The 26,329-nt window shown below is 71.4% G+C and carries 21 protein-coding genes; 14 read left to right on the top strand and 7 right to left on the bottom strand.

From position 1 onward, the window contains the following. Positions 1-5 precede the first annotated feature (5 nt). The 4 genes from WME89_RS37370 (at position 6) to WME89_RS37355 (ending at position 5,747) form a co-directional block, all read left to right on the top strand. Positions 6-2,324: a beta-ketoacyl synthase N-terminal-like domain-containing protein gene (locus tag WME89_RS37370; RefSeq protein WP_438004386.1), complete on the top strand. Its 2,319-nt coding sequence runs from the start codon at positions 6-8 to the stop codon at positions 2,322-2,324. Continuing rightward, on the top strand, positions 2,321-3,241 hold the full coding sequence (locus tag WME89_RS37365; RefSeq protein ID WP_438004385.1) for a hypothetical protein: 921 nt from the start codon (positions 2,321-2,323) through the stop codon (positions 3,239-3,241). Before WME89_RS37370 ends, WME89_RS37365 begins: the two co-directional genes overlap by 4 nt. Beyond that, complete coding sequence (locus WME89_RS37360) at positions 3,238-5,145, top strand: beta-ketoacyl synthase N-terminal-like domain-containing protein (protein WP_438004384.1); 1,908 nt, start codon at positions 3,238-3,240, stop codon at positions 5,143-5,145. Before WME89_RS37365 ends, WME89_RS37360 begins: the two co-directional genes overlap by 4 nt. A 116-nt stretch (positions 5,146-5,261) precedes the next feature. Next, positions 5,262-5,747, top strand: coding sequence for a hypothetical protein (locus tag WME89_RS37355; protein ID WP_438004383.1), 486 nt, complete (start codon positions 5,262-5,264; stop codon positions 5,745-5,747). A gap of 153 nt (positions 5,748-5,900) precedes the next feature. Here the strand turns inward: WME89_RS37355 and WME89_RS37350 are convergent, their stop codons facing one another. The 4 genes from WME89_RS37350 to asnS all read right to left on the bottom strand — a co-directional run bounded on the left by WME89_RS37350 (position 5,901) and on the right by asnS (position 10,208). Further along, positions 5,901-6,815, bottom strand: a complete 915-nt coding sequence (locus tag WME89_RS37350; protein ID WP_438004382.1) for a patatin-like phospholipase family protein — start codon at positions 6,813-6,815, stop codon at positions 5,901-5,903. A 41-nt stretch (positions 6,816-6,856) separates the two neighbouring features. Next, positions 6,857-7,612, bottom strand: a complete 756-nt coding sequence (locus WME89_RS37345; protein ID WP_438004381.1) for a hypothetical protein — start codon at positions 7,610-7,612, stop codon at positions 6,857-6,859. Then, on the bottom strand, positions 7,587-8,423 hold the full coding sequence (locus WME89_RS37340; RefSeq protein WP_438004380.1) for a class II glutamine amidotransferase: 837 nt from the start codon (positions 8,421-8,423) through the stop codon (positions 7,587-7,589). Before WME89_RS37340 ends, WME89_RS37345 begins: the two co-directional genes overlap by 26 nt. A gap of 444 nt (positions 8,424-8,867) precedes the next feature. Then, complete coding sequence (asnS, locus tag WME89_RS37335; RefSeq protein WP_438004379.1) at positions 8,868-10,208, bottom strand: asparagine--tRNA ligase; 1,341 nt, start codon at positions 10,206-10,208, stop codon at positions 8,868-8,870. A gap of 76 nt (positions 10,209-10,284) precedes the next feature. Between asnS and WME89_RS37330 the strand changes: the two genes are divergently transcribed. Further along, a complete protein-coding gene (locus tag WME89_RS37330; RefSeq protein WP_438004378.1) occupies positions 10,285-11,109 on the top strand; it encodes a PDZ domain-containing protein in 825 nt (274 codons plus the stop codon). A gap of 15 nt (positions 11,110-11,124) precedes the next feature. Next, a complete protein-coding gene (locus WME89_RS37325; protein ID WP_438004377.1) occupies positions 11,125-11,652 on the top strand; it encodes a TrmH family RNA methyltransferase in 528 nt (175 codons plus the stop codon). 23 nt (positions 11,653-11,675) lie between these two features. On the opposite strand, the gene WME89_RS37320 is transcribed toward WME89_RS37325, so the two are convergent. The 3 genes from WME89_RS37320 to groES form a co-directional block, all read right to left on the bottom strand. After that, positions 11,676-12,209 carry a GNAT family N-acetyltransferase gene (locus WME89_RS37320; protein WP_438004376.1) on the bottom strand — a complete coding sequence of 178 codons (534 nt, stop codon included), beginning with the start codon at positions 12,207-12,209 and terminating at the stop codon, positions 11,676-11,678. Positions 12,210-12,337: 128 nt separating this feature from the next. Beyond that, positions 12,338-13,966: a chaperonin GroEL gene (gene groL, locus WME89_RS37315; protein ID WP_438004375.1), complete on the bottom strand. Its 1,629-nt coding sequence runs from the start codon at positions 13,964-13,966 to the stop codon at positions 12,338-12,340. Between the two features lie 33 nt (positions 13,967-13,999). Next, a complete protein-coding gene (gene groES, locus WME89_RS37310; protein WP_020738934.1) occupies positions 14,000-14,290 on the bottom strand; it encodes a co-chaperone GroES in 291 nt (96 codons plus the stop codon). 452 nt (positions 14,291-14,742) lie between these two features. Here groES and WME89_RS37305 point away from each other — a divergent pair, with 452 nt between their 5' ends. The 8 genes from WME89_RS37305 (at position 14,743) to WME89_RS37270 (ending at position 26,281) form a co-directional block, all read left to right on the top strand. Further along, positions 14,743-15,348, top strand: a complete 606-nt coding sequence (locus WME89_RS37305; RefSeq protein WP_438004374.1) for a hypothetical protein — start codon at positions 14,743-14,745, stop codon at positions 15,346-15,348. Continuing rightward, a complete protein-coding gene (locus WME89_RS37300; RefSeq protein ID WP_438004373.1) occupies positions 15,348-16,013 on the top strand; it encodes a hypothetical protein in 666 nt (221 codons plus the stop codon). The genes WME89_RS37305 and WME89_RS37300 overlap by 1 nt, the downstream gene beginning before the upstream one ends. 140 nt (positions 16,014-16,153) lie before the next feature. After that, positions 16,154-17,191, top strand: a complete 1,038-nt coding sequence (locus WME89_RS37295; RefSeq protein ID WP_438004372.1) for a response regulator transcription factor — start codon at positions 16,154-16,156, stop codon at positions 17,189-17,191. 335 nt (positions 17,192-17,526) lie between these two features. Continuing rightward, positions 17,527-19,473 (top strand): hypothetical protein, encoded by a 1,947-nt coding sequence (locus WME89_RS37290; protein WP_438004371.1) that lies wholly within the window; start codon positions 17,527-17,529, stop codon positions 19,471-19,473. 72 nt (positions 19,474-19,545) lie between these two features. Further along, the gene (locus WME89_RS37285; protein WP_437619436.1) at positions 19,546-20,550 is read left to right on the top strand and encodes an AAA family ATPase; all 1,005 of its coding nucleotides are present in this window, start codon (positions 19,546-19,548) and stop codon (positions 20,548-20,550) included. A gap of 18 nt (positions 20,551-20,568) precedes the next feature. Then, entirely contained in the window at positions 20,569-21,540 is a 972-nt protein-coding gene (locus WME89_RS37280) for a DUF58 domain-containing protein (RefSeq protein ID WP_438004370.1), read from the top strand. A 2-nt stretch (positions 21,541-21,542) separates the two neighbouring features. Beyond that, positions 21,543-23,462 carry a vWA domain-containing protein gene (locus WME89_RS37275; RefSeq protein ID WP_438004369.1) on the top strand — a complete coding sequence of 640 codons (1,920 nt, stop codon included), beginning with the start codon at positions 21,543-21,545 and terminating at the stop codon, positions 23,460-23,462. After that, positions 23,459-26,281, top strand: a complete 2,823-nt coding sequence (locus WME89_RS37270) for a VWA domain-containing protein (RefSeq protein WP_438004368.1) — start codon at positions 23,459-23,461, stop codon at positions 26,279-26,281. Before WME89_RS37275 ends, WME89_RS37270 begins: the two co-directional genes overlap by 4 nt. The last annotated feature ends 48 nt before the right edge of the window (positions 26,282-26,329 follow it).

The following is a 26,329-nucleotide window of genomic DNA, read 5'->3' as shown; positions in this document are numbered from 1 at the left end:
CGAGCGTGCGCATCTGGGTGACGGGCATCGGGATCGTCTCGCCGCTGGCGCGCGGGGCGAGGGCGACGATGGACCGGCTCATCGCAGGGGATCGGGCCTTCGCGCCGCTCTCGCTGTTCGAGATCGCAGGGACGCGCGCGCGCATCGCCGCGGAGGTCCGCGACCTCTCGCCCGAGGAGGTGGCTCCCCCGGGAGAGGCGGAGGGGTGGTCTCGAACCGACGCGATGGCCGTGATCTCGGCGCGCGAGGCGCTCGCGCACGCGGGCATCGACCCGGGGGCGATGCCGGTCGACCTGGTGGTCGGCGGGACGACGGCCGGGATGTTCGAGACCGAGGAGCTGCTCGCCTGGCTGTCCCACGATCCCAGCGCCATCGCGCCGCTGAAGCGAATGCTCTCGCACCCGCTCTCGTCGACGGCGGACCACGTGCGCGCCGCGGTCGGCCCGTTCCGACGGGTGAGGAGCGTCTGCAGCGCCTGCTCGAGCGGCGCGAACGCGGTGCTGCTGGGCGCTGCCTGGCTCCGGGCCGGCCTGTCCACCCGCGTCCTGGCGGGGGGCGCCGACGGCCTGTGCCGGCTGACGTACACCGGCTTCGGCGCGCTCGCGGCCGTGGATCCCGAGCCGTGTCGCCCGTTCGATCGGCGGCGCGCCGGGCTGAACCTCGGCGAGGCCGCGGCGTTCCTGGTCCTCGAGTCGGAGGACGCCGCCCGCGCGCGCGGGGCAGCGCCGATCGTCGAGCTCCGCGGCTGGGCGACGGGGGCCGAGGCGCACCACATCACGAACCCCGAGCGCGAGGGGCGCACCGCCGCGCGCGTCATGCGCGACGCGCTCCGGTGCGCCGCCCTCGCGCCCTCGGACCTCGACTACGTCAACGCGCACGGCACCGCGACGCCGCTGAACGACGTCATGGAGAGCGCCGCCCTGCGCGCCTGCCTCGGCGCCGAGGTGAGCCGCATCGCCGTCTCGTCGTCCAAGGGGCAGATCGGGCATACGCTCGGCGCGGCGGGCGCGGTCGAGGCAGCGATCACCGCCCTCGCCATCGCGCGCGGCGTGATGCCGCCGACCGGCGGCCTCGAGGAGGTCGATCCGGAGTGCCAGCTCCTGCACCTCAAGGAAGCGCGCGAGGCGCCGATCCGGTCGGCGATGTCGAACTCCTTCGGCTTCGGCGGCACGGACAGCGTGCTCGTGTTCGCGCAGCCCGAGCGCTTTCCGCCGCCGCCCGGCGCCGGCAGCGCGCCCCAGCGGCGCCCGGTCGTCGTGACCGCGGCCGCGACGATCGGCCCGCTCGGCGTCCTCTCGTCCCGCGGCGGCGCCGCCTACCTCGAGCCGGGCCCGCCCCCGGCGGAGGGGCCGATCGCCTTCAACACGGGCGAGCACCTCGATCTCGCGCGCGCGAGGCGGCTCGACCGCGCTGGCCGGCTGACGACCGCGGCGGTCCTCACGGCGATCTCGGACGCCGGGCTCGGAGGCGCGGCTCCGGTCGACGCCGGCGCGAGCGCGGGCGATCCGGCTGCCGACGTCGCGCCGAGCCGCACGCTTCCCGGCGCCATCGTCGGCGCCTCCTTCGGCAGCGTCGACGCGTCGACCGCGTACATGCGGCGCATCTATGACAAGGGGGCGAAGTACGCGAGCCCCGCCGACTTCCCGAACCTGGTTCCCTCGTCGCCGGTCGGGCACGCTTCCATTTACCTGGGCCTCCGCGGGCCGGTGTTCGCCATGGCCGATCTCGGGGCGACGGCGGAGGCGGCCATGGTCACGGCCATCGAGCTCATCACGGCCGGCGAGGGGGAGGCGCTCGCCGCCGGCAGCGTCGAGGAGGCGAGCCCCATGATCGAGCGCTGCCTGGGCCCGATCTGCTCGGAGGTCGTCAACTGCGGCGTGCGCAGCGAGGGCGCCGCCGTGCTGCTCTTCGAGAGCGCCGCGCGGGTGCGCGAGCGCGGGGGGCGCCCCGTGGCGGCGGTGGCCTGGTGGAGCTCCTGGCGCGGCGACGGCGCGGGGGCGCTCGCGGGAGCACCAGCTCCGGCGCCCCTCGGTTCTCCGGCCGACGTCGCGCCGCGCGCGCAGCCCTGCGTCCCGGCGCCGGCCGCTGTCTTCGTCGGGCGGCACGAAGAGCGCATCGTCGCCTGCTTGCGCGGCTCGCCGTGGGCCGAGGTGCCGCGCTCCACGCTGGCCTCGCGCGCAGGCGATCACGAGGGTGCGGGCGGGTTCGCTGCTGCCGCGGCGGTCGCGGCGCTCGCGAGCGGCGCCCTCGCGAGCGTGCTCATCCTGGGCGGCGCACCCGACCGCGGATACGCCATCCTGCTGGTCGCTCCCGGCGACGCGTGATCTCGTCGCTGCCTGCGTCCGGCCGTCGTGCGCGCCGCCTCGTGGGCGCCGCGTGCCTCCTGCTCTCGCTCGCAGGCACCCCCGCCTGCGCCGCGCGACACGCGCGGCGAGGCGGCGCGCTCGACGCCGAGCTCGCGCAGATCCTGCCGCGCCCTTCGCCGGGCGCGTCCGCCGCGGGGCTCGACGCGTCCGCGTGGCGCGCGGGGCGCCAGCGCCTCGCCGACCTCCGCCGCATCGTCGAGGGGGCCGGCCCGCGCACGCTCCGCGTCCGCCTGGCGCTGCGGGAGCCGCGCACGGGCCAGGTGCTCGAGGCGCGCGGCGCGATCGCGATCGCCCCACCGGCGATCGCGACCGACGCGCGCGCGCACACGGCGGGGAGCGCGTCCCTCGATCCGGAGGGCGCGCTCCGGATGATCCTCCTCGGCCCGGGCGGCACCACCGCGCTCGATCTGTGGGCGCGCGGCGATCGCTTCCGCTTCGCCGTCCCCGCGCTCGATCTTCTGAAGCGCGGCGATGCGTCGACGCCGCGCGCGGCGCTCCGAGGCCTGCCGGTAGATTTCCTCCGCTGGTGGATGCTGCACCCGGCGGCGGGGACGCTGCTCTGGTACGAGCGCGCCGCGAGCACAGATTCCTTCGTCCTTCGCGACGGCGACGCCGTGATCGACCTGCGGATCAACGACCGCGGCTTGATCGGCGCGCGCCGCACGACGTGGTCGACCGCGGAGGGCGCGCGCCGGCGCCAGCTCGACGAGGAGGTCGTGATCGCCGAGGGCGTCGGCTGCGGCAACGTCCGCTACGCGCAGGCCTCGACCGGGCTGCTGGTCACGGTGATCTGCGAGGCCGAGGAGCGCGATCGCGCTCCGGATCCGCGCGCCTTCGTCGATCCCGACGCGATCCGGCCGGGGGACGGCTCATGAGCGACGCGTGCGTGATCGCCACGGGCGCTGTGTCCGCGCTCGGCCTCGGCCCTCTCGCCTACCGCGTCCCCGACGCTGGCGAGCCCGCGCCCGTCGCCATCGCGCACGACGCGGAGCTCGCGCGCGCCGGTCTCCAGCGGCCCTTCGCCGCGCGCGCCCCCGCGGAGCTCGGCGTCGCCCCGGCGAGCGACCGCGCCACGGACCTCCTGAAGGCGGCGCTCTCGCAGGCGCTCGCCGCGCTGGAGGTCGTGCGCCCGGGCTGGCGCGGTGAGCGCATCGGCATCGCCCTCGGCACCTCCAGCGGCGGCATGCTCACGGCGGAGCGGTTCTTCGCGGCGCGGGCCGATGGGGCCGACGCCAGCTCGCTCGCCGCGCTCGCCCCGGGGGCGACGTATTTCGCGCCCTTCAACGACGCGCTCGCCGCGTTCGGGCTGGAGCGCACCCCCTTGCGCACGCACCTGCTCGCCGCGTGCGCCGCGAGCACCCTGGCGATCGGCCTCGGCCTCCGCTGGCTCGATCGCGACGCCTGCGATCTCGTGCTGGCCGGCGGCTACGACGCGCTCAGCGTCTTCGTCGCTTCCGGCTTCGAGGCGCTCCGCGCGACAACGGCGTCCAGGTCGCGCCCCTTTCGCCTCGGCCGCGACGGCATGGCGCTCGGCGAAGGCGCCGCCCTCGTCGCCCTCGTCCGCGAGGATCGTCGCCGGGGTGCCCCGGTGATCGTTCGCGTCGCCGGCTTCGGCGCGTCGACGGACGCGGTGCACATCACCGCCCCGGATCGCACGGGCTCGGGGCTCGCGCGCGCCGGCGCTGCGGCGCTGGCTGACGCTGGCTGGCCTGCCTCGCGCGTCGGCCTCGTCAGCGCCCACGCCACGGCGACGCCCTACAACGACGCGATGGAGTCGCGCGCGATCGCCGCGGTGCTCGGGGCGCGCCACCCTGGAGAGGGCCCGGGCGGACTGCCGGGCTCCCCGTCTCCGCCGGTGGTCCACCCGTTCAAGGCCCAGATCGGGCACACGCTGGGGGCCGCGGGCGCGCTCGAGACGCTCGCGGCCGCCGCCGCCCTCGCCGCCTCGATCGCGCCGCCGGCGGCGTCCGAAGGTGAGCTCGATCCCGACGCTCCGGTCCACCTGCTCGAGCGCGCCGAGGTACGCCCGCTCTCGGCGGCCCTCAAGCTCTCCGCGGCGTTCGGCGGCGCCAATGCCGCCCTCCTGCTCACGTCCTCGGCAAGCGGGCGCTGCCCGCGGTCCCCCCGTCCCGTGTATGTCCGCGCGCATGCGCGCGTCACGGACTTCGAGCTCGGACGCCTCGCGGAGGCGACCGGCATCGCGCGCGACCGCCTCGCGCGCCTCGACGCGCTCTGCCGCCTCGGGCTGTCCGCGGTGGCGGCCCTCGCCGCTGTGGTGGGCGCCGACGCCTTGCGGGGCGCCGGCGTCGTCGCTGGCCATGCGCTCGCGACGATCGACACCAACGAGGTCTACGATGCCCGCCGTCGTGCGCGCGGGGCCCGCTTCGTCGATCCGCGGCTCTTTCCCGCCACGTCGCCGAACGCGATCGCTGGCGAGTGCGCCATCGCCTACCAGCTCACCGGGCCGAGCTTCGCGGTCGGCGCCGGGCTCGGCGGCGCGCTGGAGGCGCTCCGCGCCGCGGCCGAGCTCGTCGCATCGTCCGACGCGGATCGGATGGTCGTGGTAGCGGCCGACGACGCGGGGCCGGTCGCGCGCGAGCTCCTCGGCCTCACCGGCGCGCAGCCCCGCGCGCTCAGCTGCGGCGCCGTCGCCCTCCTCCTCCAGGCCGACCGTGGCGACGCGGGACCCCTGCGCGAGGTCGCTCTCGATCTCCCGGTCGACCATGACGGTCCGGTCGGCCACCTCGCCCTGCTTCGCTGGCTCGAGGCGCGCGGGTAGCCTGTCCGCGCCGTCCGCGGCCGTCTTGATCGCTTCGCTTGCCGATCCGCATCCCGATCTGGCAAGGTCCCCCAGCTGGAATCGGCTTCTTCCCCTGAGCGTTGTCCTGCCCGCGTATGCTCTGCCGCAAAATAAAAGCTGTCGCTTCACTCCTCGTCGTTGCTTCGACCGTCCTCGCCGGCTGCGCGACCCACTACATCCCGAACACCGACGTCGAGGACAACGAAGACAACCGCAAGATCATCTCGTTCTGCGAGAAGTATCGAAACGCGGTGGAGAGCAAGAACGTCGGCGCGCTGCTCCAGCTCGCCTCGCCCAAGTACTACGAGGACGGCGGCAACATCGACGCGGCGGACGACCTCGATTACGCCGGCCTGCGCCAGTACCTCACCGGCAAGTTCCAGGACGCTCGCGCGATCCGCTACGAGATCCGCTACCGTCGCGTCCTCAAGGACGATGACGCCATCTACGTCGACTACACCTACAGCGCCAGCTACCGCATCCCGGGCCGCAAGGGCGAAGAGTGGCGCCGCAAGGTGGAGGACAACCGTCTCGAGCTGGTGGAGCACCAGAACGAGTACCGCATCATCGCGGGGATGTAGCGCGCCGACGGCCGTCCGGCGCGACGCCGCGGGGCGCTGTTTCGCGCGCGTCGCGAGCGGCTCGAGCGTAGGGGGGAGGCGAGCGAGGCGTGTTGCAGCGCATCGGGCGAGCTCGACGCGACCTGGGCCGCGCAGCAGCTCGTCGGGTCGCGTCTAGTTGAGCGCGCTCTTCGACGAAGGGGCGTCGAAGACGCCCTTCTCCTTCGCGGCGGCGAGCACGCGGAGCGCCGTCCGGTAGCCGCGCAGGACGAGCGGCTTCGCGGCGAACCGGTTCATGTAGCTGTACCGGCCGATCGCGGGCGCCACGTCCAGGAACGTCACGTTCGGGTAGAGCTTGGAGAGGAGCTCGACGCCGCGGCGCTCCTTCTCGGCCAGGAGGATGCTGAGCGACTGCCGGACGACGCCGAGCGCGCCGCTCCTCGCGATCGAGCGCTGCGCCTCGTCGCGCTCCTCGGGACGGTAGATGTTGGAGATGATCACGATGCTCGCGCCGGCGTTCACGGCCACGTCGGCGGACAGCGTCCGGATCACCTCGCCGCTCAGGTGATAGCGGCCGTTGATGCGGTAGGGCCGGAACAGGCCGGGCACGCAGCAGCTCGCTGCGACGGCCTGGCTGATCGGCGTGGCCTCGTCGTAGCCCGGGCCGAACACGACGCGCTTGGCGCTGTCGACGTCGACCGCTGTTACGTAGACGGCGTGCGGCAGCTGCCGGAAGTCGTTGATCGGCAGCGTCTGGCGCACGTAGCGCTCGAGCCGATCGATCGAGAACACGCCCGAGAAGAGGTACCCCGGGTCGAACAGATCGCGCAGCCCCGGCGCCCCGAAGAAGCTCGACACGTGGAGGCGCGGCCCGCGGTGACGTCGCCTCCACGGCAGGCGGTAGGCGTCGAGCAGCACATCGAGCGGGATGTCCTGTCCGTACGTCGCGCTGACCAGCGCGCCTGCTCCCGCGCCCACGTAGATCTCTGGATGGATCCCCAGCTCCTCGCAGGCCTTCAGCACGCCGAGGTGCGCCAGGCCCCGCGCCGCCCCCCCGGAGCCAACGAACGCGATCTTGAGGCGGCTCATGGAGCCCTGATCTTGCCGGAGATGCGGCACAGGCGCAAAGCCTACTGTAGCTGGAAGTCCTCGAGCAGCCGATAGATCCGGAATCGCGGGCCGTCTCGCCGCAGCCACACGACGATCTCGTCGCCGAGCAGCCTGTCGGCCGCGATCCGCGCGGTCATGATCGGCACCCGGATCACGATGTCCTGGTCGTCGAGCGTCTCCGGCTGGATCGCGGGGTGGTGCGGCGCCGCGAGCACGTCCTCTGCCCGGAAGATCTGGACCTCCGACTCCCGGTAGATCGGCTCTCCAGCGAGCTTCCCGTACTCGAGCCGCCGGAAGCGCTGCTCCCACCAGGTCCCCGCGCTCGGCGGCTGCCCTTGCCCGCCGGATCCGGTCTGGATCGCGAGGGCATCGCGCGTCAGCAGCTCGCTCAGCGCCTCGCTGTCCTCGGCGATCACCCGCTTGAAGAACTCGGCCACGACGTCCAGCGCCAGGCCGACGCCAAGGGGCGTCCGGAGCGTGACGACGCTGTCCCGGGCGTCGGCTTGATCCACCGGCTGCGGCGGTGTGCTCGCCGGATCGATCGCCACGCCGTCGGGGCGTCGGCGCTCGTCGGGCAGCTCGGAGGCGGCGGGGAACGACGCCGAGCCCCCGAGCGCGCACCCCAGCAGGAGCGACGAGCCGAGGAGCGCGGCGAGGATCAGCGAGGGAGGCGGAGGCGGCGCTCGCGGGGTGTCCGGGGCGCGGGCCGGCGATGGATGCGCCCGCGTCCCGTGCGGGCAGCGGCGGCGTTCAGATCGGCTCGATCGCTGGCTCATCGGCGCGGGTGAACGTCACGATCGCACGCTCACCGACGTGGGTCCATCCCGCGGGGGCCTGGTCGTCGTCGAAGTCCGACGCGACGAGCGTCAGCCGGCTCGCGGCGTAGTCGGGCATGCGCATGCGACCCAGGCCGCCGTCGCTCAGCAGCCGCTCCATGTCGTCGCTGCCCTGGTAGATGCGGTACGCCATCGGCGTGCCGCTGTGGGCAACGAGCAGGTACTCCGGGTTTGTGACCACGATGTTCATCGCGCTCGGCCCCGCCCCTTCCTCCGCGCAGAGCCGGTCGACGAGCGCGATCGAGGACCGGAGGGCCGCCCGCGCGCTCGCCGCGTCCACGGTCGGCCGATCGAGCTGGTTGCTGTCGTGGAGGAAGGACAGGAACAGGTGGAAGAGGAGCTCGCTGTCCGTCTCGCCGCGGACGTCCCGCGCGAGGAACTGCGGCAGCGAATCGCTGAGCTGGCTCCGCAGCCGGGCGAACCCTTCGACCGTGCCCGTATGGGCGAACAGCCACTGCCGGTAACGGAAGGGGTGCGTGTTCTCGGTCCGCAGGCTGCCGACCGTCGCAGCCCGGACATGCGCCACGAGGATGTCGGCGCGCACGTCCTTCGTCATGTCGCCCAGGCTGATCTCGGGACGATCGTCGATAGGTCGGCGCTTGAGGAGAATCTCTCCTCCCTGGTAGAACCCGACTCCCCAGCCAGGGATCACACCCTCCCTTCGGCGAACCGTGAGGGCACGACCTTCAAGCTCGATCGCACGCGCGCCGAGATCCGGACGGTTACCGATAAAGCCGACGAGACGAGCCATAGCTTTGTCCTCGCGAGGTGGGTCGGGGGGCGGGGGCCGTGTCCGGCTCGCCGGTAGAGCGCTCCCTCATCTGCAAGCAGGGGTGGCTCCGTCGGTCGGCCGCGTGAGCGTGGGTCGCGGGTTGCGCCCTATGCTTTCTTGATACGACAGAGTCGACCTGCAAGCGGAGCAAAAACGGATCCCCGGCGCCGCCGCCGGCTGCGGGCACGGGTTGACCACACCGCCCGCCGCTTGTTGCGCTGGTCGCCGCGGGTCGCGTTATCTCTCACTCACGCTCCTCGCACGTCGGTCTCCTGCGCTCTCCTGCGCTCTCCTACGCTCGGGCAGCGGCTAACCTCGCTTGCTCCACGCGTCGGCCCGTCGCGTCGACGCTGTGGCGCATCGCGCCGTGGCCCGAGCCCGCACGCGGTGACCAGGACCCTGGCGGGGCTCTGACGCGAGGCACTACGGCGAGAGCCGGTTCAGCATGCGCGGGAACGGGATCGTCTCGCGCACGTGGGGCAAGCCGCAGATCCAGGCGACGCTCCGCTCGACGCCCAGCCCGAAGCCCGCATGCGGGAAGGTGCCATACCGGCGCAGATCCAGGTACCAGCTGAACGCCTCGGGGGGCAGCTTGTGCGCCTCGATTGCCCGCTCGAGCGTGGCGAGATCGTCCTCGCGCTGCCCGCCCCCGATCACCTCCCCGTAGCCCTCCGGCGCCAGGACGTCGACGCAGAGGGCGAGCCGGGCGTCCGTCGGATCGCGCTTCATGTAGAAGGCTTTCACCTCGGCCGGATAGCGGTGGATCATGACAGGGCGATCGTACCGGCTGGAGATGATCGTCTCGTCCTCACCGCCGAGGTCCTCGCCCCACGGGAAGTCTGGAACTCCAGCTTCTCCCGCCGTCTTGCGTTTCTCCGCGCGCGACTCGTTCAGGATGGCGACGGCCTCGTCGTAAGGGATGCGCGGGAACGGCTTCTTGACCGCCTCGAGCTTCCCAACGTCGCGCTCGAGCACGGCGAGCTCGGGGCGGCGCCGCTCGAGGACGCGCTCGACGATGAAGCAGAGGAAATCCTCGGCGAGGTCCATGTCGCCATCGAGGTCCATGAACGCGACCTCGGGCTCGACCATCCAGAACTCGGCCAGGTGGCGGCGGGTCTTCGACTTCTCCGCGCGGAACGTCGGCCCGAAGCAGTACGCCTTGCCGAACGCGGCCGCCGCAGCCTCCATGTAGAGCTGCCCGGACTGGGTGAGGTACGCCCTGTCGCCGTGGTAGTCGGTCTGGAACAGCGTGCTCGTCCCCTCGCACGCGTTCGGCGTGAAGATGGGCGCGTCGACGAGCGTGAACCCTCGCCCGTCGAAGAAGTCGCGGATGGCCTGGATGATGGTGTGACGCACGCGCAAGATCGCGTGCTGCCGCCTCGAGCGCAGCCAGAGGTGGCGGTGATCCATGAGGAAGTCGGTCCCGTGCTCCTTCGGCGAGATGGGATACTCGCCGGTGGTCGGGCCGAGCAGGCGGAAGCCGGAGGCGACGACCTCGAAGACCCCGGCGCGCTTCGGGTGCGCCTTCACCTCGCCCGTGATCTCGATCACGCTCTCCTGTGTGACCTTGTCGGCGGCCGCGAAGACCTCCTCGCCGACGTCGCTCTTCGCCATCACGCACTGGACGGTGCCGAAGCCGTCGCGCAGCTCGAGGAAGTGGAGCTTGCCGCTCGAGCGCTTGTTGTAGAGCCATCCACGGAGCGCGACAGTGCCGCCGACATGCGCGCTGAGGTCGCTGGTAGCGATGACGGGCGAGTCCTGCATGGGAGCCCGAAATAGCACGGTTTAGTTGCGGCTGACGCCGGCTACGGCCAAAAATGGCGCCATCTTGGTCCGCCGAATGCGTCGCGCGCTCCGCCCGCCTGCGTCCCTCATGCTGCTCGCCGCAGGGGGCTTGCTGCTCGCCGCCGGCGGCTGCTCGGCCCTCTTTCCGGAGCTCGAGTCCAGGCTCCATGCGCCCCCTCCAGGGCAGGAGCTCCACCCGTCGCCGCCCGAGGACGTCCGCTGGCTCCGGGTCCTCTCGGCGCGGATCCCGGAGCGCACGCGGGACGGTCGGGCCTGGGATCCCGAGGTCGGCGGCCTCCCGGACCCCTATGTCCGCGTCCTGGTCAACGACGTGGAGCTCTTCCGGACCGCGGTGCAGTCGGACACCCTGGAGCCGACCTGGCCCGGTGGCCCCAGCGGAAACTTCCATGTTTCGCCGGAGGACCGGCTCCGGGTGGAGGTCTGGGAGTCGGACCCGCTCGTCGACAAGCCGATCGGGCTGCGCGACATCGGCCGCCCCACCGACTCGCAGCGCGCCGCCGGCGAGATCCAGGTCGATCTGGACGCGGGCGGCTCGCTCACGCTGGCGTTCCAGCCGGCCCACGCCCGGGTCGGCCTCGGCCTCTGGTACCAGCTCTACTCGGGCTCCGCGTTCATCTCGCGGACCGAGGAGGGCGGGCCCGCCGAGCGCGCCGGGCTCCGCAAGGGCGACGAGGTGCTCGAGATCGCGGGGCGGCCCGTGCGGCGCATGTCCGTGGCCGAGATCCGGGGCACGCTCGACGCCGCGCCGCGCGGCGGGCTCGTGCTCGTGGTCAAGCACGCCACGGGCGCGACCGAGCGGATCCGGGTCCACGCGGGGCCGGTCTACCCGCTGTTCGAGCGCTACGGCGCCGTCGAGTAAGGGAGCCAGCGCGCCGTGAAGATCCCGCCGTTCGGGCTCACCACCCGGGAGATCCGCGAAGAGCTCGCGCCGCTGCGGAACGACTTCTCGATCGCCGTCTGCCGCGCCAAGAACCCGTTCAACATCGGCGCGATCATCCGCGTCGCGCACTCGTTCCTGGTGCGGGAGATCTTCCTGATCGGGACCGAGCCCTATTACGAGCGCGCCTCGATGGGCATGCAGAAGTACGAGACGATCGTCGAGTGCCCCGACGAGGCGACCTTCCTCGAGGCGGCGCGCGGCCGCCCGCTCATCGGCGTCGAGCGCGACCACGCGCGGCGGACCCTCTGGGAGGCGCCGCTGCCCCACGGGCTCGTCTTCCTCTTCGGCAGCGAGGACGACGGGCTGCCGCAGGTGCTGCTCGACGCGTGCGAGGACGTGATCGCGATCCCCATGTACGGGATCAACCACTCGTACCCGGTGGCGATCGCCGCGGGCATGACCATGTGCGAGTGGGCGCGGCGGCGCGACCCGCGCGGCGGCGTGATCCACGCCGGGGGGTGATCCGCGCCGCCCGCTCGGGGGCGCTACTCGCGGAAGCGTTCGAAGACGAGGAGCTCACCGAGGAGATCGTGATCGAGCGTCCCGGCAGGGCGCATCCCGAGCTTCTCGATCACCCGGAGCGAGGCGCGGTGCCAGGCCGGCGTGGTGGCGATCACGCGCTTCACGCTCGCCTGCTGCAGCGTCCAGTGCAGGACCGCGCGCGACCCCTCGGTCGCGTAGCCCTGTCCCTGGGACTTGCCCTCGACGCCGTAGCCGATCTCCACGGTGCCGGTCGCGTCGGGCCGGCCGTTTAGCACCACGCTGCCGACGACGACGCGCGCTTCTTGCCCGCGCGTCACCATCAGCCGCGTGCCCCACAGGAAGGCGTCCGGATCCTCGCGCAGCCGGTCGAGCGGCGAGCTGAAGGCGCGCTCGACGAGCGCGCGTCCAGGCCATGCGTCGGGGAAGCGCGCGCCGGACAGGGCCTCAGCCTCCAGGCGATCGCCGCGGATGACCGCCTCGAGCAAGGGCAGCGAGACCGGGGTGAGCTCTAGGCGCTCGGTAGTCAGGGTGCTCATCGCGAACCTGCAGCGGATCAGATCACGCGTCGCGGCCTGCCGGAAGCTGAAATGGCGAAGGGCCGACTTCCCCGGGAGGAAGCCGGCCCTTGCCCGGCTGGCCTAGCGGTCAGCGCCGCGCGCCGCGATCAGAAGTCGTGGCCGTGGCCCGCGTGGGCGCCACCAGCCGCCGCCTTCTCGTCCTTCGGGCGCTCGGCGATGAGCGCCTCGGTGGTGAGCATCAGGCTGGCGACGCTGGCCGCGTTCTGGAGCGCCGACCGGACGACCTTGGCCGGGTCGATGACGCCCATCTCGAGCAGGTTGCCGTAGTCGCCCGAGGCCGCGTTGTAGCCGAACGAGTCCTTGCCCTCGCGCACCTTCTGCACGACGATCGAGCCCTCTTCCCCGGCGTTGGCCGAGATCTGGCGGAGGGGCTCCTCGATGGCGCGGCGGATGATGTTCACGCCGAACCGCTGCTCGTCGTTGACCTGGAGCTTCTCGAGCGAGCTCTGCGCGCGGATGAGCGCCACGCCGCCGCCCGGGACGATGCCCTCCTCGACGGCCGCGCGGGTCGCGTGGAGCGCGTCCTCGACGCGAGCCTTCTTCTCCTTCATCTCGGTCTCGGTCGCGGCGCCGACCTTGACCACCGCGACGCCGCCCACGAGCTTCGCGAGCCGCTCCTGGAGCTTCTCGCGGTCGTAGTCGCTCGTCGTGTTCTCGATCTGGGCGCGGATCTCCTGCTGCCGGGCCTTGATCTTGTCCTTCTTGCCCTGGCCGCCGACGATCGTGGTGTTGTCCTTGTCGATGATGACCGTCTTGGCGCGGCCGAGATCGCTGATCGTGACGTTCTCGAGCTTGAGGCCGAGCTCCTCCGCGATCACCTGGCCGTCGGTCAGGGTCGCGATGTCCTTCAGCATCTCCTTGCGGCGGTCACCGAAGCCCGGCGCCTTCACGGCCGCGCAGTGCAGCGTGCCGCGGAGCTTGTTCACGACGAGGGTCGCGAGCGCCTCGCCCTCGACGTCCTCGGCGATGATGAGGAGCTGCTTCTGGCTCTTGGCGATCGCCTCGAGCACGGGGAGCAGGTCCTTCATGTTGGAGATCTTCTTCTCCGAGATGAGGATGTAGGCGTCCTCGAGGGTCGTCTTCATCGCCTCGGGATCGGTGACGAAGTACGGCGAGAGGTAGCCGCGGTCGAACTGCATGCCCTCGACCACGTCGAGCGTCGTGTCGGCGCTCTTCGCCTCCTCGACCGTGATCACGCCCTCCTTGCCGACCTTCTCCATCGCGTCGGCGAGGAGCTTGCCGATCGTCTCGTCGCCGTTCGCGCTGATCGTGCCGACCTGCGCGATCTCCTTCGCGTCCTTCGTCTGCTTGGCGGAGCCGCGGAGGTGCTCGACGATCGCCTCGACCGCCTTGTCGATGCCGCGCTTGATCTCCATCGGGTTGTGGCCCGCGGCGACGAGCTTGGAGCCCTCGCGGTAGATCGCCTGCGCGAGCACGGTCGCGGTGGTCGTCCCGTCGCCGGCGATGTCGCTCGTCTTCGAGGCGACCTCGCGGACCATCTGGGCGCCCATGTTCTCGAAGCGGTTCTCGAGCTCGATCTCCTTGGCGACGGTCACGCCGTCCTTGGTGACCGTCGGCGAGCCGAAGCTCTTCTCGATGACGACGTTGCGCCCCTTCGGGCCGAGCGTGACCTTGACCGCGTCGGCGAGGGCGTTGACGCCCGCGAGGATGCTGCTGCGGGCGGACTCGTTGTAGATGATCTCTTTGGCTGCCATGGTGTCTCTCCTAAGTTCCTGCTGTCGCCCGCGTCACTTCTCGATCACGCCGAGGATGTCGTCCTCGCGGAGGATGAGGTGCTCCTCGCCGTCGATCTTCACCTCGGTGCCCGAGTACTTGCCGAAGAGGACGCGATCGCCCTCCTTGACGTCGAGCTTGCGCACGGTACCGTCCTCGCCGACCTTGCCGTTGCCGACGGCGATGACCGTGCCTTCGATGGGCTTCTCCTTCGCCGTGTCCGGGATGTAGAGACCCCCCTTGGTCTTCTCTTCTTCCTTCACGCGCTGAACGATCACGCGGTCCTGGAGCGGTCGAATCTTCATCTTGACGAATCCTCCGGGGACGAGCGCCGCGTCCCACGAGCCGGCGGGACCCCAGCGGCCTGAACAAAAGGCCGCGAGGTCCCGTACGATTGCAGCCTGGGCACTTTGCTAGCACTCGCTTCTGACGAGTGCTAGCGGGCGGCGCGGAAGATAGTCACCCCCCGGAGGGTGTCAAGCGCGGCCCAGACCGGTACTTTGCGCGTTAGCAGCCAGGCGCTGAGGTGGCTGTAAGTCCCGAAGATCGCAAGGGAAGTGCGCGGCGTGAAGCTGGGCTCGTCGAGGTGCGTCGGCTAGAGTGACCTTATGAGGGCGGAACTGCGGCAGCACGACGAAGCGACGCCCTCACGGTCCCCTGCCCGAGGGAGGCCGACCGGACGTGTCTGGTTGACCTGAGCGCGCGGTGGCCCGGGTTACGTTGGTATCCAGGGCACCCGCGCAAGTGAGGTGCCCCTGTGAGCCAAGCGATCTCTGTGTCCCCGAGCATGACCCGCTACTTCCAGGAGGTTGTGGACGAGGCGCTCCGAGTTCGGAACGTCACCGCGACCGAGGCGGCGTCGAGTTACCTGGTCGGTCTGCTTTGTGCCTTCGCTCACCCGGACGAGCACGCCGAGTCTGCCTTCAACCAGCCCCTGACCTTTCTGCTGCGTGATGCCCTGGAGGCCTCCGGCGCCGAGCGCTTCCGGCGGCTGCGCAACCTCGGCGACGGCGTGCTCTACGTGGTCGGCTTCTTCGGCGGCCACATCGAGCTCAAGGGGATCGATCGCGGCTACGTGGTCGGGGTCGGCTCGACCGCCTACCACCATGCCGCCGCTATGCTGCGCCTCAACGCGCGCGTCGGCCAGGGCCCCGATGTTCTTTCGGAGATGGCGGAGAAATTCGAGCGCTTCGCGAGCGTCCTGAACGATGTCGCCGACGGTACGCTCGCGTCCGGCGCGCGCGACGAGCGGTCGGTGCTCCGGCTGTACGAGCGCTGGCTCCGCACCGGCTCCAGCCGCCTCGCCGATGAGCTCGGGGCACGAGGGCTCGTGCCGAGCCGCGGGACTGGCGGGCTCAACTGATGCAGGGCGCGACGTTTCCCGCCAGGATCCAGCAGCAGCTCGCGTGGACCTACGCGCTCGACGACGCGCCCGCCGTCGATGACTTCATCCGGCCGACGGACGGCAGCGCGCGCGAAGCGCTGCTGATCCGGCACGGGGACGGAGACATCGAGGTGGCGCTGCACCTGCCCCGCCGCGCGATCACGCGGGGGCGAGAGGGGACGTTCGACGAGATCTGCCAGATCGTCGAAGGGGTGAGCCACTTCCTCTATGTGGCCGAGCGGGCGCGCCGGGAGCTCCCGGCGACCCAGCTCGAGCTCGAGCTCCAGGCCGAGGTCGACAAGTACGTGGTGCTCGTCTACGGCGGTCTGGCCGAGGAGGTCGAGCTCCCGGGCCCGCCGCTCCGGCGCCGCGACGAGGGCGCTCCGCCGGGGCGACAGCGCTTCGAGCCCGAGCGCGCGGCGCAGATCCGCGCCCACCTCTTCGAGCGGGTCACCTTCATGGATCCCCCGGGCACCGAGACCGGCGATCGCTACCGGATCGCGAACGACCTGGCGGCGCGGTTCGCGGGCCGGCTCGAGGCCGAGTTTGCCCGTCGCGGGCGACAAGCGGAGCTGCTGGCAGCGCTGCGACGCTTCTACGCGGCGGGGCAGACGGAAAAGATCGCCCTCGCGCGCGCGGCTTGATCGTCGCGTCAGGCAGGGCGCTCGGCGTCCGCGCCGTGGGGGGGCGGATGGCGTCGGGCGCCCGTCGCGGCCGCGACGCGCGGCGCTGAATCGTTCTCTCTTGACCAGTTCGCGCGCACGTACTCTCATCCGCATCCACGATGCCTTCCGCGAGCATGACGCCGCCCCGTGTACTGGTGGCTGAAGACGAACCGGCGATGTTGAGCCTTGTTGCGCGTCACCTGAGGAACATGGGTTTCTCGGTGATCGAGGCCTCCGAAGGCGATGCCGCCTGGGACCTCGCGCGCGAGCACCAGCCGGACCTGGTGATCCTCGACGTGATGATGCCCGGCATGAGCGGCTGGGAGATCTGCAAGCGGCTGAAGGGCGACACGTCCGACGGGCGTCCCTTCGCGAACACCGGCGTCATCATGCTCACCGGGATCGGTGAGAACCTGAACGAGATGACCTCACCGCTCTTCGCGGCGGACGCCTGGCTGAACAAGCCGTTCGATTTCTCGGATCTCGATGCGCGGGTGCGCGAGACGCTCGCGCGTTACGCGAAGCAGCTGCCCGGAGCGAGCGGCGGCAAGGGCCAGGCGAGCGCCGAGGGCGAGGAGCGCGAAGCCGCCTCGCAGCCGTCGCCGCGCGAGCAGCAGTCCTCCGGGGCGCGCGCGTCGGGGGCGAAGAAGTCGGCGGCGAACGGTGCCGCGGCGAAGAAGCCGGCGGCGCCGAAGCAGGCCGCGGCGAAGAAGCCGGCGGCGCCGAAGCAGGCCGCGGCGAAGAAGCCGGCGGCGCCGAAGCAGGCCGCGGCGAAGAAGCCCGCGGCGTCGAAGCAGGCCGCGGCGTCGAAGCAGGCCGCGGCGAAGAAGCCCGCGGCGTCGAAGCAGGCCGCGGCGAAGAAGCCCGCGGCGTCGAAGCAGGCCGCGGCGCAGAAGCCCGCGGCGCCGACCAAGGCCGCGGCGCAGAAGTCGGCGGCGAAGCCGCCGGCGCAGAAGAAGACCGCGGCGAAGCCGCCGGCGCAGAAGTCGGCGGCGAAGCCGCCGGCGCAGAAGAAGACCGCGGCGAAGCCGGCCGCGGCGCAGAAGTCGGCCACCCCGCAGAAGCCGGCCGCCCCGCAGAGATCGGCTGCAAAGCCCGCCGCAGCGAAAAAGGCAGCCGCCACGAAGGCGGCACCCAAGAAGAAGACGGCGAAGTGATCCAACCCGGGCCCGCGCTGCGCGCGGTGCCCGGTCACGTCGTTTCCACACCACACACGCGCTCGGCCGCCACGGTCGAGGTGCAGGGACGCCGCCGGTCAGAGCGCGCGGCGAGGGCCCTCGCGCGTCAGCGGCGCTGCGCATCCGTGCCCTCGGTGCGCTGACGTCAGAAGCCGTCCTGCGCGGGAATTGTCGGGGATCGCCGCGCGTCATGCCTCGCACGCCGCGCGCTCGTCTCCCAGGAACTTTCGGGCGCGTGACCCGTCAGCGGGTACAATGCTGCGACGTTTCCACTTCGAAGGCCCCCGCGGGGGGCGTCCGGAGCGCTAGGCACCGTGAGCGACTCTCGCACGAAGCACCTGGACCGCATCCGCAGCGCCGCGCTGGCTGTCGAGCTGAGGCTCCGGTTCGGGCGCGCGCTGCGCGCTCTGCCGAGCGCGCTGACCCTCGCGCTGGCGATGGCTGCCGGGACGCTCGCGGTCCACAAGGCGCTGCCGGCGCACCTCGGCGAGCAGCGCGCGCGGCAGCTCCTCGTCGGCGCCGGGCTGCTCGTGCTGGCCACGCTCGTCGTGGCGATGCTGCGCCGCCTGCCCCCCCGCGCCGGCACGATGGCGCTCGACCGGCACCACGGCCTCCAGGACCGGCTGACCAACGCCCTCGCCTTCGAGGCGCTGCCCGCGGCGCAGCGGACCCCGCTGATGGAGGCCGCCATCGACGACGCCTGCGAGCACGCCGGCGGGCTGCGCCCCGCGGGCGCCGCGCCGCTCGCCGTCCCGCGCGAGCTCCTGGCCTCGGCCGCGGTGGGCCTCGGCGTGCTCGCGGTGGCGCTGCTCGAGGTGCGCACCCCGCGAAGGCTGGCGCCCGTCGCGCAGACCATCGACGCGCTCACCATGTCGCCCGACGACATCGAGCTCTTCAAGGATGCGGCGAAGGCGCTCGATCGGCAGGACCAGAGCCCGGAAATGAAGTCCGCGGTCGAGCGGTTCAACCAGCTCATCGAGGACATCGCCAACAAGCGCCTCGACCGGACCGAGGCGTTCCGCCGCATGGAGGCCCTCGAGCGCGAGCTCCTCAAGGGGGCCGAGGCCGACCTGAAGGCGCTCGAAGAGGCGCTGAAGGAGACCGGGATCGACCTCAAGAAGAGCGACCTGGCGAAGGGCGTCGGGGAGTCTCTCGAGAAGAAGGACCTCGAGAAGGCGAAGAAGGACCTGAAGGAGCTCGCCGAGAAGCTCCGCGACAAGAAGCAGAAGTTCGACAAGGCCGAGATCGAGCGGCTGCGCAAGGCGCTGGCCGAGGCGGCCTCGCGCCGCAAGGAGGCCCTCGCCGCGATCAACGAGAAGCGGGCCGAGGTGCGCGAGCAGCTCCTCAAGCAGAAGCAGAAGGCCTCGACGAGCGATCAGCAGAAGGCCGAAGAGGAGCGGCTGCTCAAGAAGAAGGAGCGCGAGCTGGAGCGGCTCGACCGGGAAGCCGAGCAGAAGGAGCGGACCGGGCGCCAGCTCGACCGGCTCGACCGGGAGCTCGCCAAGGCTGCCGAGGACCTGATGCGAGATCTCGGGATGTCAGCGGACGATCTCGAGCAGGCCGCCGAGGACATCAACCGGATGCAGCAGGAGGAGATGTCCGAGCAGGAGAAGGAAGAGCTCCGCCAGCGGCTCGAGGAGCTCCGGGAGCTCGTGCGCCAGCAGGGGCAGGGGGGCAAGCAGCGGATGGCGAGGATGCTCCGCTTCGGCAAGCGCGCGCGCGGCAGCCAGGGCGGCGGCGAGGAGCAGCAGGGGCAGGGGCAAGAGGGACAGCAGGGCCAGGACGGGCAGGGCGACGGCGAGCAGGAAGGCCAGAACGGCCAGCAAGGCCAGGGCAAGGGCGGGCAGGGCCAGGAGCTGGTGATCGGGCCGGGCGGCAAGAAGATCATGATGCCGGGCGGGCAGGGTCAGGGTCAGGGGCAGGACGGGCAGGGGAGCGGCCAGGGCAACAGCAACGGCGGCAACCAGCCCGGCGGCGACGGCGCCGGCTCCGGCCGCGGCGGCGAGGTCGCGGGCAAGCGCACGGACCCGAAGCTGGGGACGCAGGACGTCCAGGCGCAGGGGCTCGACACGCAGGAGGGGCCCTCGAACAGCGAGGTCATCCTCAGCGCCGCCGAGCGGGGCTTCAAGGGGACCGGCTACAAGAAGGTCTTCACCGACTATCACACCGTCGCAGAGCAGCAGATCAACAAGGACCAGATCCCTGATGGGTACAGGTTCTACGTGAACCGGTATTTCCAGCTCATCAGGCCGCGCGAGTGAGTCGAGCCGGCGGCTCGAACGCGACCGCGCCTCCACGGACGCTCCGCGACAGCGGGCTCGAAGCAGGACGTTATGGCCGAGAAGACGAAGGAAGCAGCGCGGGCTGAAGTGGACGACTTCCGCGCGAGCATCGGAGGGCTGCGCGAGGAGGTGGGGAAGGTCATCGTCGGCAACCGGGAGGTGGTCGACGGCGTGCTCACGTGCATGCTCGCGGGCTCGCACGCGCTCCTCGAGGGCGTGCCGGGGCTCGGCAAGACGATGCTCGTCCGCACCATGGCCGACGCGCTCGACCTCCAGTTCTCGCGCATCCAGTTCACGCCCGACATGATGCCCGCGGACATCATCGGCACGACGGTCATCGACGAGAGCGCGGGCGGGCAGCGGTCGTTCTCGTTCCGCAAGGGGCCGATCTTCGCGAACATCGTCCTCGCCGACGAGATCAACCGCGCGACGCCGAAGACGCAGAGCGCGCTCCTCGAGGCCATGCAGGAGCACCGGGTGACGGTCTCGCGGCAGAGCTACACGCTGGAGGAGCCGTTCTTCGTCCTGGCGACCCAGAACCCCCTCGAGAGCGAGGGGACCTATCCGCTCCCGGAGGCGCAGCTCGACCGGTTCTTCTTCAAGCTGCACGTGCCGTTCCCGAGCCGCGAGGAGCTGAACTCGATCCTCGAGCGGACGACCGGCACGGACGCGATCGAGGTGCGGCCGGTCCTGAACAAGGAGCGGATCGTCGCCATGCAGCGGCTCGTGCGCGAGGTGCCCGTGGCGAAGCACGTCCAGGACTACGCGGTGCGGCTCCTCCAGGCCACGCACCCGACCGAGGGCGAGAGCCTCGACGAGGTGAAGCGGTTCGTGAAGTTCGGCGCGTCGCCCCGAGGGGCGCAGGCGCTCCTGCTCGCCGCGAAGATCCGGGCCCTCTTCGAGGGGCGGTTCGCGGCGTCCGTCGATGACGTGCGCGCGAGCGCGCTCCCCGCGCTGCGCCACCGCGTGCTCCTCAACTTCGAAGGAGAGGCCGAGGGCGTGAAGACCGACGAGGTGCTGCAGGCGATCCTCAAGCGCTTGCCCGAGAGCAAATGAGGGAACGTCGAAGGTAGCATGGGGCTCTTCGACACCTTCAAGAGGGCCGCTGCGCCGCTCCGACGGCTCGCCGCGTTCTCGCCGCTCTCCCCGCTCTCCGCGGGGGCCTCCGACGAGGACCTCTTCGACGACGAGTTCCAGCGCAAGCTCGACTACCTCGCGATGGTGAGCCGCCGCGTCTTCTCCGGGGCGATGCGCGCGGAGCGGCGGACCAAGAAGACCGGCTCCGGCGTCGAGTTCGCCGACCACCGCGACTACGCCCCCGGCGACGACTTCCGGTACCTCGACTGGGCCGCTTACCAGCGCTTCGACCGGCTCCTCATCCGGCTCTACGAGGAGGAGGAAGACCTCTCGATCTACTTCATCCTCGACACGTCGGCGTCGATGGCGTTCGGCGACGGCGCGAAGCTGCGGCACGCGAAGCGCCTCTGCGCGGCCCTGGCGTACGTGGGGCTCGCCAACCTCGACCGCATCGCGATCGTCACCGCGACCGACGAGATCAGCGGGCGCATGCAGTCGACCCGCGGCAAGGCGCGCATCTTCAGGATCTTCCGCTTCCTCGGGCAAGCCCGCGCCGACGGCGCGACCGACCTCGGGGAGGCGATGAAGACGTTCGTGGCGCAGCACAAGCGGCGCGGGCTCGCCGTCATCCTCAGCGATCTCTACGACCCGGTCGGCTTCGAGCGGGGCATCAACGTGCTCCGGTACAACCGGTTCGAGCCGTTCGTGCTCCACGTCGCCGACCCGCGCGAGGCGCGGCCCGCGCTGCGCGGCGACGTGCGCGTCTACGACTGCGAGACCGGGGACGAGCGTGAGGTCACGGTGACCGCGAAGGTGCTCGATCGCTACGCCGCGGCGTACGAGCAGTACCTCGACGAGATCCGCCGCTTCTGCACGTCGCGGCAGGTGAGCTACTTCCGCGCCGACGTGTCCGTCCCCTTCGACGAGCTGATCCTGCGCGTGTTCCGCAGAGGCGGCTTCCTCCGGTAGCCATGCTGCACTTCACCGGCGTCCCGCTGCAGACCCTGCTCCAGATCGGCGCCGTCGCCGGGGCCGTGGTCGTCGTCTTCTACATCCTCAAGCTGCGCCGCCGGCCCGTCGCGGTCCCGTTCTCGAAGATCTGGGAGCGCGTCCTCCGGGACAAGGAAGCGACGAGCCTGTTCTCGCAGCTGAAGCGGCTCCTCTCGCTGCTCCTGCAGCTCGCGCTGCTCGCGCTGCTGCTGCTCGCGCTCGGGGACCCGCGCCCGCAGGCGAACCTCGTCGAGGGGCGCAACATCGTGGTCCTCATCGACGCGAGCGCGAGCATGCAGGCCATCGACGTCGCGCCCTCGCGGATCGAGCTCGCGAAGGAGGAGGTGAGGAAGATGGTCCGCGGCCTCTCCGGCAGCGACCGCATGCTGCTCGCCCAGATGGACGCGGCCGTCACGCCGCTGTCCACGCTCACCGGAGAGATCTCCGACCTCGAGGCGGCCGTCGCGGCGGTGAAGCCGACCGACGCGACCGCCGACTTCGCGCGCGCGCTCCGCTTCGCGGGCGACACCCTCAGCGGGCTGCCGTCGCCGGAGGTCATCGTCGTGAGCGACGGCGCGCTGGGCGAGGCCGCCGACGCCGGCGGGCCGGTGCGCCTCGGCGACATCAAGCTCTCGTTCCTGCCCATCGGCAAGGGCGCGCGGAACGCCGCGATCACCGAGTTCTCGGTGCGGCGCTACCCGCTCGACAAGAGCCGCTACGAGGTGATGCTCGAGGTCACGAACACGAGCGACGAGCCGCTCGATCTCGAGCTGTCGCTGCTCGGCGACGGCCAGCTCACCGACCTGACGCGCATCCGGCTCAAGCCGAAGGAGAAGCTGCCCCGCTTCTACCCGAACCTCTCCGGCGCCTCGAAGACGCTCGAGGCGAAGCTCGCGCTGGCCGACGGCAGCTCCGACGACCTGCCCGCCGACAACCGCGCCTTCGCGCTCCTGCCCGAGCGGCGCCGCGCGCGCGTCCAGGTCGTCTCCGCGGGGAACATGTTCCTCGAGGCGGCGCTGCTCCTCGACGAGTACCTCGACGTGACGTTCGTCGACCCGCAGCGTTACCCGGCGGCCTCCTCGTTCGACGTGACCATCTTCGACGGCGTGGCGCCGAGCGTCGCGCCGGGGAGCGGGAGCCTGCTCTACCTCAACCCGACCGGGACCAACCTCCCGTTCGAGGTGGGCAACGAGGTCCTGGACGACGACCCGAACTACCGCCTGGGCTTCGATGAGCTCGACGCGAAGCACCCGCTGCTGCGGTACACGGCGCTCAGCGACGTGAACATCGCGCGCGCCCACGTGCTCAAGGGCAACAAGGAAGACAGGGTCGTCGGTCGGAGCCACAAGGGCCCGCTGCTCATCGAGGGGCGGCGCAGCGGCGTGAAGTTCGTCGCGCTCGGCTTCGACGTCCGCGAGAGCGACTTCCCCCTCCGGATCGCCTGGCCGCTCTTCCTGCTCAACGCGATCAACAACTTCGTCGAGGAGGACACGAGCTACATCTCCTCGTTCCGCACGGGCGCCGTCTGGCACATCCCGGCGTCCTCGTCGGCGGAGACGGCCAGCCTGGAGCAGCCCGACGGGACGACGCGGACGGTGCCCATCCAGGACGGGCGCGCCGTGTTCCTGGGGCAACACGCCGGCTTCTACACGCTGCGCGTCGGCGCCGCCGGCGCGCAGGCCGGCGCGCAAGAGGAGAGCATGTTCGCCGCGAACCTCTCCGCGCCGCAGGAGAGCGCGATCGCCCCCGCCGCCGAGCTCAAGGTCGACGGCCGCGGCGCGGGCGCGGTGAGCGAGTTCAAGATCGGCGTCCGCCGTGAGCTCTGGATCTACCTGCTCGCGGCGGTGCTCCTCGTGACCGCGATCGAGTGGTTCACGTATCACAGGAGGGTGACGGTGTGAGCGCGTTCAGTGGCCGCAAGTTCCGCGTCCTCGCGTGGGCCATCACCTGCGCCGCCCTCGGCGGGATCCTGTTCTGGGCGTACCGGAGGTACGTCCTCTTGCACCCGGATCCGACGCTCACATGGGTGCGCGAGGGGGTTAAATACGAGCTCCTCAACCCGAAGATGCTCGGCGCGCTCCTGCTCGCGCCCTGGTTCGTCGGCGTCCTCGCAGGGTCGCTCGCCGACCTTCCTCTCCCGCAGCGCGTGCTCTCGGTGCTGCTGCGGATCGCCTTCGTCGCGCTGATCGCGCTCGGGCTGTCGCGGCTCGCGCGGACCGCGACGACGGAGAAGGTCGCCACGACCTACCTCATCGACGTCTCGGAGTCCGTCACGGACGAGGCGCTCGACGACGCGCGCGCGACGCTCGACAAGGCCTTCGCCGAGAAGCCGGAGGACGGCGTCATCAAGGTGATCACGTTCGCGCGGCGGCCCCGGCTCGTCGAGCGCGCAGCCGGCGAGGCGGCAGGCCGCGACGCGGAGCGACGCGCGCCGGCGATCGGCCGTCACCTCGACGAGAAAGGGCAGCGCGGGGACCTCGGCGCGGGCTCGAACCTCCAGGCGGCGCTGCAGCTCGCCTACGGGCTGTACCCGCCCGGCTACCTCAAGCGCGCCGTGCTGATGTCGGACGGCGTCCAGACCGACGGCGACGTGCTCGCCGAGGCCAACCGGGCGCGCGACTTCGGGGTGCGGCTGTTCACGATCCCGTACCGGCGGCCCGCGCCGCCCGAGGTCGCGGTGCGAGAGCTCAGGATGCCGGACCGGGTGAAGGTCGGCGAGACCTTCGAGATCCACGCGGACATCTACGCGAGCCGCGCGACCAAGGCCCGGGCGCGGCTGTTCCAGGGGGAGGCGCTGAACGGCCTCGAGGGCATCAGGGACCTCGAGCTCAAGGCGGGGCCGAACGACGTCATGTTCAAGAGCGTCGTGCGCATCGCGGGGCAGGTGACCTACGCGCTCGAGCTCGACCAGATCGCGGACGACAAGTTCAAGGAGAACAACCGGTACGCGACCACCATCGACGTGCCCGGGCGCCCGTCGGTGCTCTACATCGAGGGCACGCCGCAGCACGCCGGCCCGCTCTCGAGCGCGCTCACCGCGCAGCAGCTCGACGTGGACGTCAGGCCGCCGGCCGGCTTCCCCGGCTCGCTCAAGGAGATGGAGCGCTACGATTTCCTGATCGTGTCCGACACCCCGAAGGAGGCGCTCAGCTTGCAGGGGCAGGAGATCATCGAGAGCTACGTGCGCGACCTCGGCGGAGGGTTCCTCTTCGCCGGCGGCGAGTCGGGGTATGGCCTCGGCGGCTGGTACCGCACCACGATCGAGCGGATCCTCCCGGTGCGGATGGACAACGAGCGAAAGAAGGACATGCCGAGCGTCGCGATGGCGCTCGTCATGGATCGCTCGGGGTCGATGACCGGGCTGCCCCTCGAGATGGCCAAGGCCGCGGCGAAGGCGACCGCGGGGGTCCTCGGCTCGGACGACCTGATCGAGGTCATCGCGTTCGACTCGGCGCCGACCCGCTACGTGAAGATGCAGCCCGCGCGCAACCGCTCGCGCATCGCCGGCGAGATCGCGCGCATCCAGCCGGGCGGCGGGACCGAGATCTTCGCCGCGCTCGACGCCGCTTACCAGGACATGACGGTGACGCAGGCGCGCAAGAAGCACGTCATCCTGCTCACCGACGGCAAGGCGTCGACGGGCGGCATCCGGGACCTCGTCTCCGCCATGATCGCCGAGTCGATCACCGTGACCACCGTCGGGCTGGGGAACGATCTCGACGAGCAGCTGCTCAAGATGATCGCCGACGTGGGCGGGGGGCGCTTCCACGCGGTGCCCGACCCGAACAACCTGCCGCGGATCTTCACCAAGGAGACCGAGATGGTCGCGCGCGCCGCCGCCGTCGAGGAGTGGTTCCCCGTGACCCAGGTCGGCGACGCGGCGTTCCTCCGCGGCATCGACGTCCGCACCGCGCCGAACCTGCACGGCTATGTTTCGACCAAGCTGAAGCCGCCCCCGGCGCAGGAGCTGCTCACGAGCGACACCGAGGAGCCGATCCTCGCGCGGTGGCGGGTCGGCCTCGGGTGGACGCTGGCCTGGACGAGCGACGTCAAGGCGCGCTGGGCCGTGGAGTGGCTGAGGTGGCCGGGCTTCGAGAAGTTCTGGGGGCAGCTCATCCACGAGCACATGCGCCAGAAGCACCGGCGCGAGCTCGACATGAAGGCCGAGATCGTGGACGGAGAGCTGCGCGCGTCCGTCGACGCGTTCGGGGCCGACGACCGGTTCGAGAACAACCTGACCTCCCGGCTCAGCATCATCGGACCGGAGCCGGGCGGGACGACGCGGGTCGTCGACATGCGTCAGACCGCGCCGGGGCGGTACGAGACCGCGCTCGCGCTGGACCAGTATGGCTCGTTCCTCCTGAGGGCGGAGCACCTGCGCGAGGCCGAGGACGGGTCGCTGCGGCCGGTCGCGGTCAGCTACGGCCACGTCTCGAACCCGTACCCCCGCGAGTACGCAAGCTTCGAGCCCGAGCTCGCGACCCTCGAGAAGGCCGCGACGTCGACCGGCGGCGTGGTCGATCCGAGCGGCGTGGCCGCCATCTTCGACCCGGCAGGGGAGAAGGTGACCTTCCACGAGGAGCTCTGGCAACGGTTCATCTACGCCGCCATGGCCGTCTTCCTGCTCGACCTGTTCGTCCGGCGGGTGCGGCTCTTCGACCGCAAGTTCGTCGCGCGCCGGGGCCGAGGGGTAGGGGGCCGGAGGCTCCCCGCCGTATGACAAGCGGGCCGGAGGCTCCCCGCCGTGTGACGGCCCAGCGCGCACCAC

This window comes from Sorangium sp. So ce321, from assembly GCF_051530195.1.
Classification (GTDB): Bacteria; Myxococcota_A; Polyangia; order Polyangiales; family Polyangiaceae; genus Sorangium.
Note: the sequence above shows the minus strand (reverse complement) of the source record. Positions and strands in the feature narration are given on the sequence as shown.

Excerpts from the sequence above, each read along its gene's own strand:
- WME89_RS37285 (WP_437619436.1), top strand. The coding sequence starts at position 19,546 with ATGGCCGAGAAGACGAAGGAAGCAGCGCGGGCTGAAGTGGACGACTTC.
- WME89_RS37280 (WP_438004370.1), top strand. The coding sequence starts at position 20,569 with ATGGGGCTCTTCGACACCTTCAAGAGGGCCGCTGCGCCGCTCCGACGG.
- WME89_RS37275 (WP_438004369.1), top strand. The coding sequence starts at position 21,543 with ATGCTGCACTTCACCGGCGTCCCGCTGCAGACCCTGCTCCAGATCGGC.
- WME89_RS37345 (WP_438004381.1), bottom strand. The coding sequence starts at position 7,612 with ATGAGCCAGCGATCGAGCCGATCTGAACGCCGCCGCTGCCCGCACGGG.
- groES (WP_020738934.1), bottom strand. The coding sequence starts at position 14,290 with ATGAAGATTCGACCGCTCCAGGACCGCGTGATCGTTCAGCGCGTGAAG.
- WME89_RS37320 (WP_438004376.1), bottom strand. The coding sequence starts at position 12,209 with ATGAGCACCCTGACTACCGAGCGCCTAGAGCTCACCCCGGTCTCGCTG.
- WME89_RS37330 (WP_438004378.1), top strand. The coding sequence starts at position 10,285 with ATGCGTCGCGCGCTCCGCCCGCCTGCGTCCCTCATGCTGCTCGCCGCA.
- WME89_RS37355 (WP_438004383.1), top strand. The coding sequence starts at position 5,262 with ATGCTCTGCCGCAAAATAAAAGCTGTCGCTTCACTCCTCGTCGTTGCT.
- WME89_RS37350 (WP_438004382.1), bottom strand. The coding sequence starts at position 6,815 with ATGAGCCGCCTCAAGATCGCGTTCGTTGGCTCCGGGGGGGCGGCGCGG.
- WME89_RS37340 (WP_438004380.1), bottom strand. The coding sequence starts at position 8,423 with ATGGCTCGTCTCGTCGGCTTTATCGGTAACCGTCCGGATCTCGGCGCG.
- asnS (WP_438004379.1), bottom strand. The coding sequence starts at position 10,208 with ATGCAGGACTCGCCCGTCATCGCTACCAGCGACCTCAGCGCGCATGTC.
- WME89_RS37300 (WP_438004373.1), top strand. The coding sequence starts at position 15,348 with ATGCAGGGCGCGACGTTTCCCGCCAGGATCCAGCAGCAGCTCGCGTGG.
- WME89_RS37295 (WP_438004372.1), top strand. The coding sequence starts at position 16,154 with ATGCCTTCCGCGAGCATGACGCCGCCCCGTGTACTGGTGGCTGAAGAC.
- WME89_RS37360 (WP_438004384.1), top strand. The coding sequence starts at position 3,238 with ATGAGCGACGCGTGCGTGATCGCCACGGGCGCTGTGTCCGCGCTCGGC.
- groL (WP_438004375.1), bottom strand. The coding sequence starts at position 13,966 with ATGGCAGCCAAAGAGATCATCTACAACGAGTCCGCCCGCAGCAGCATC.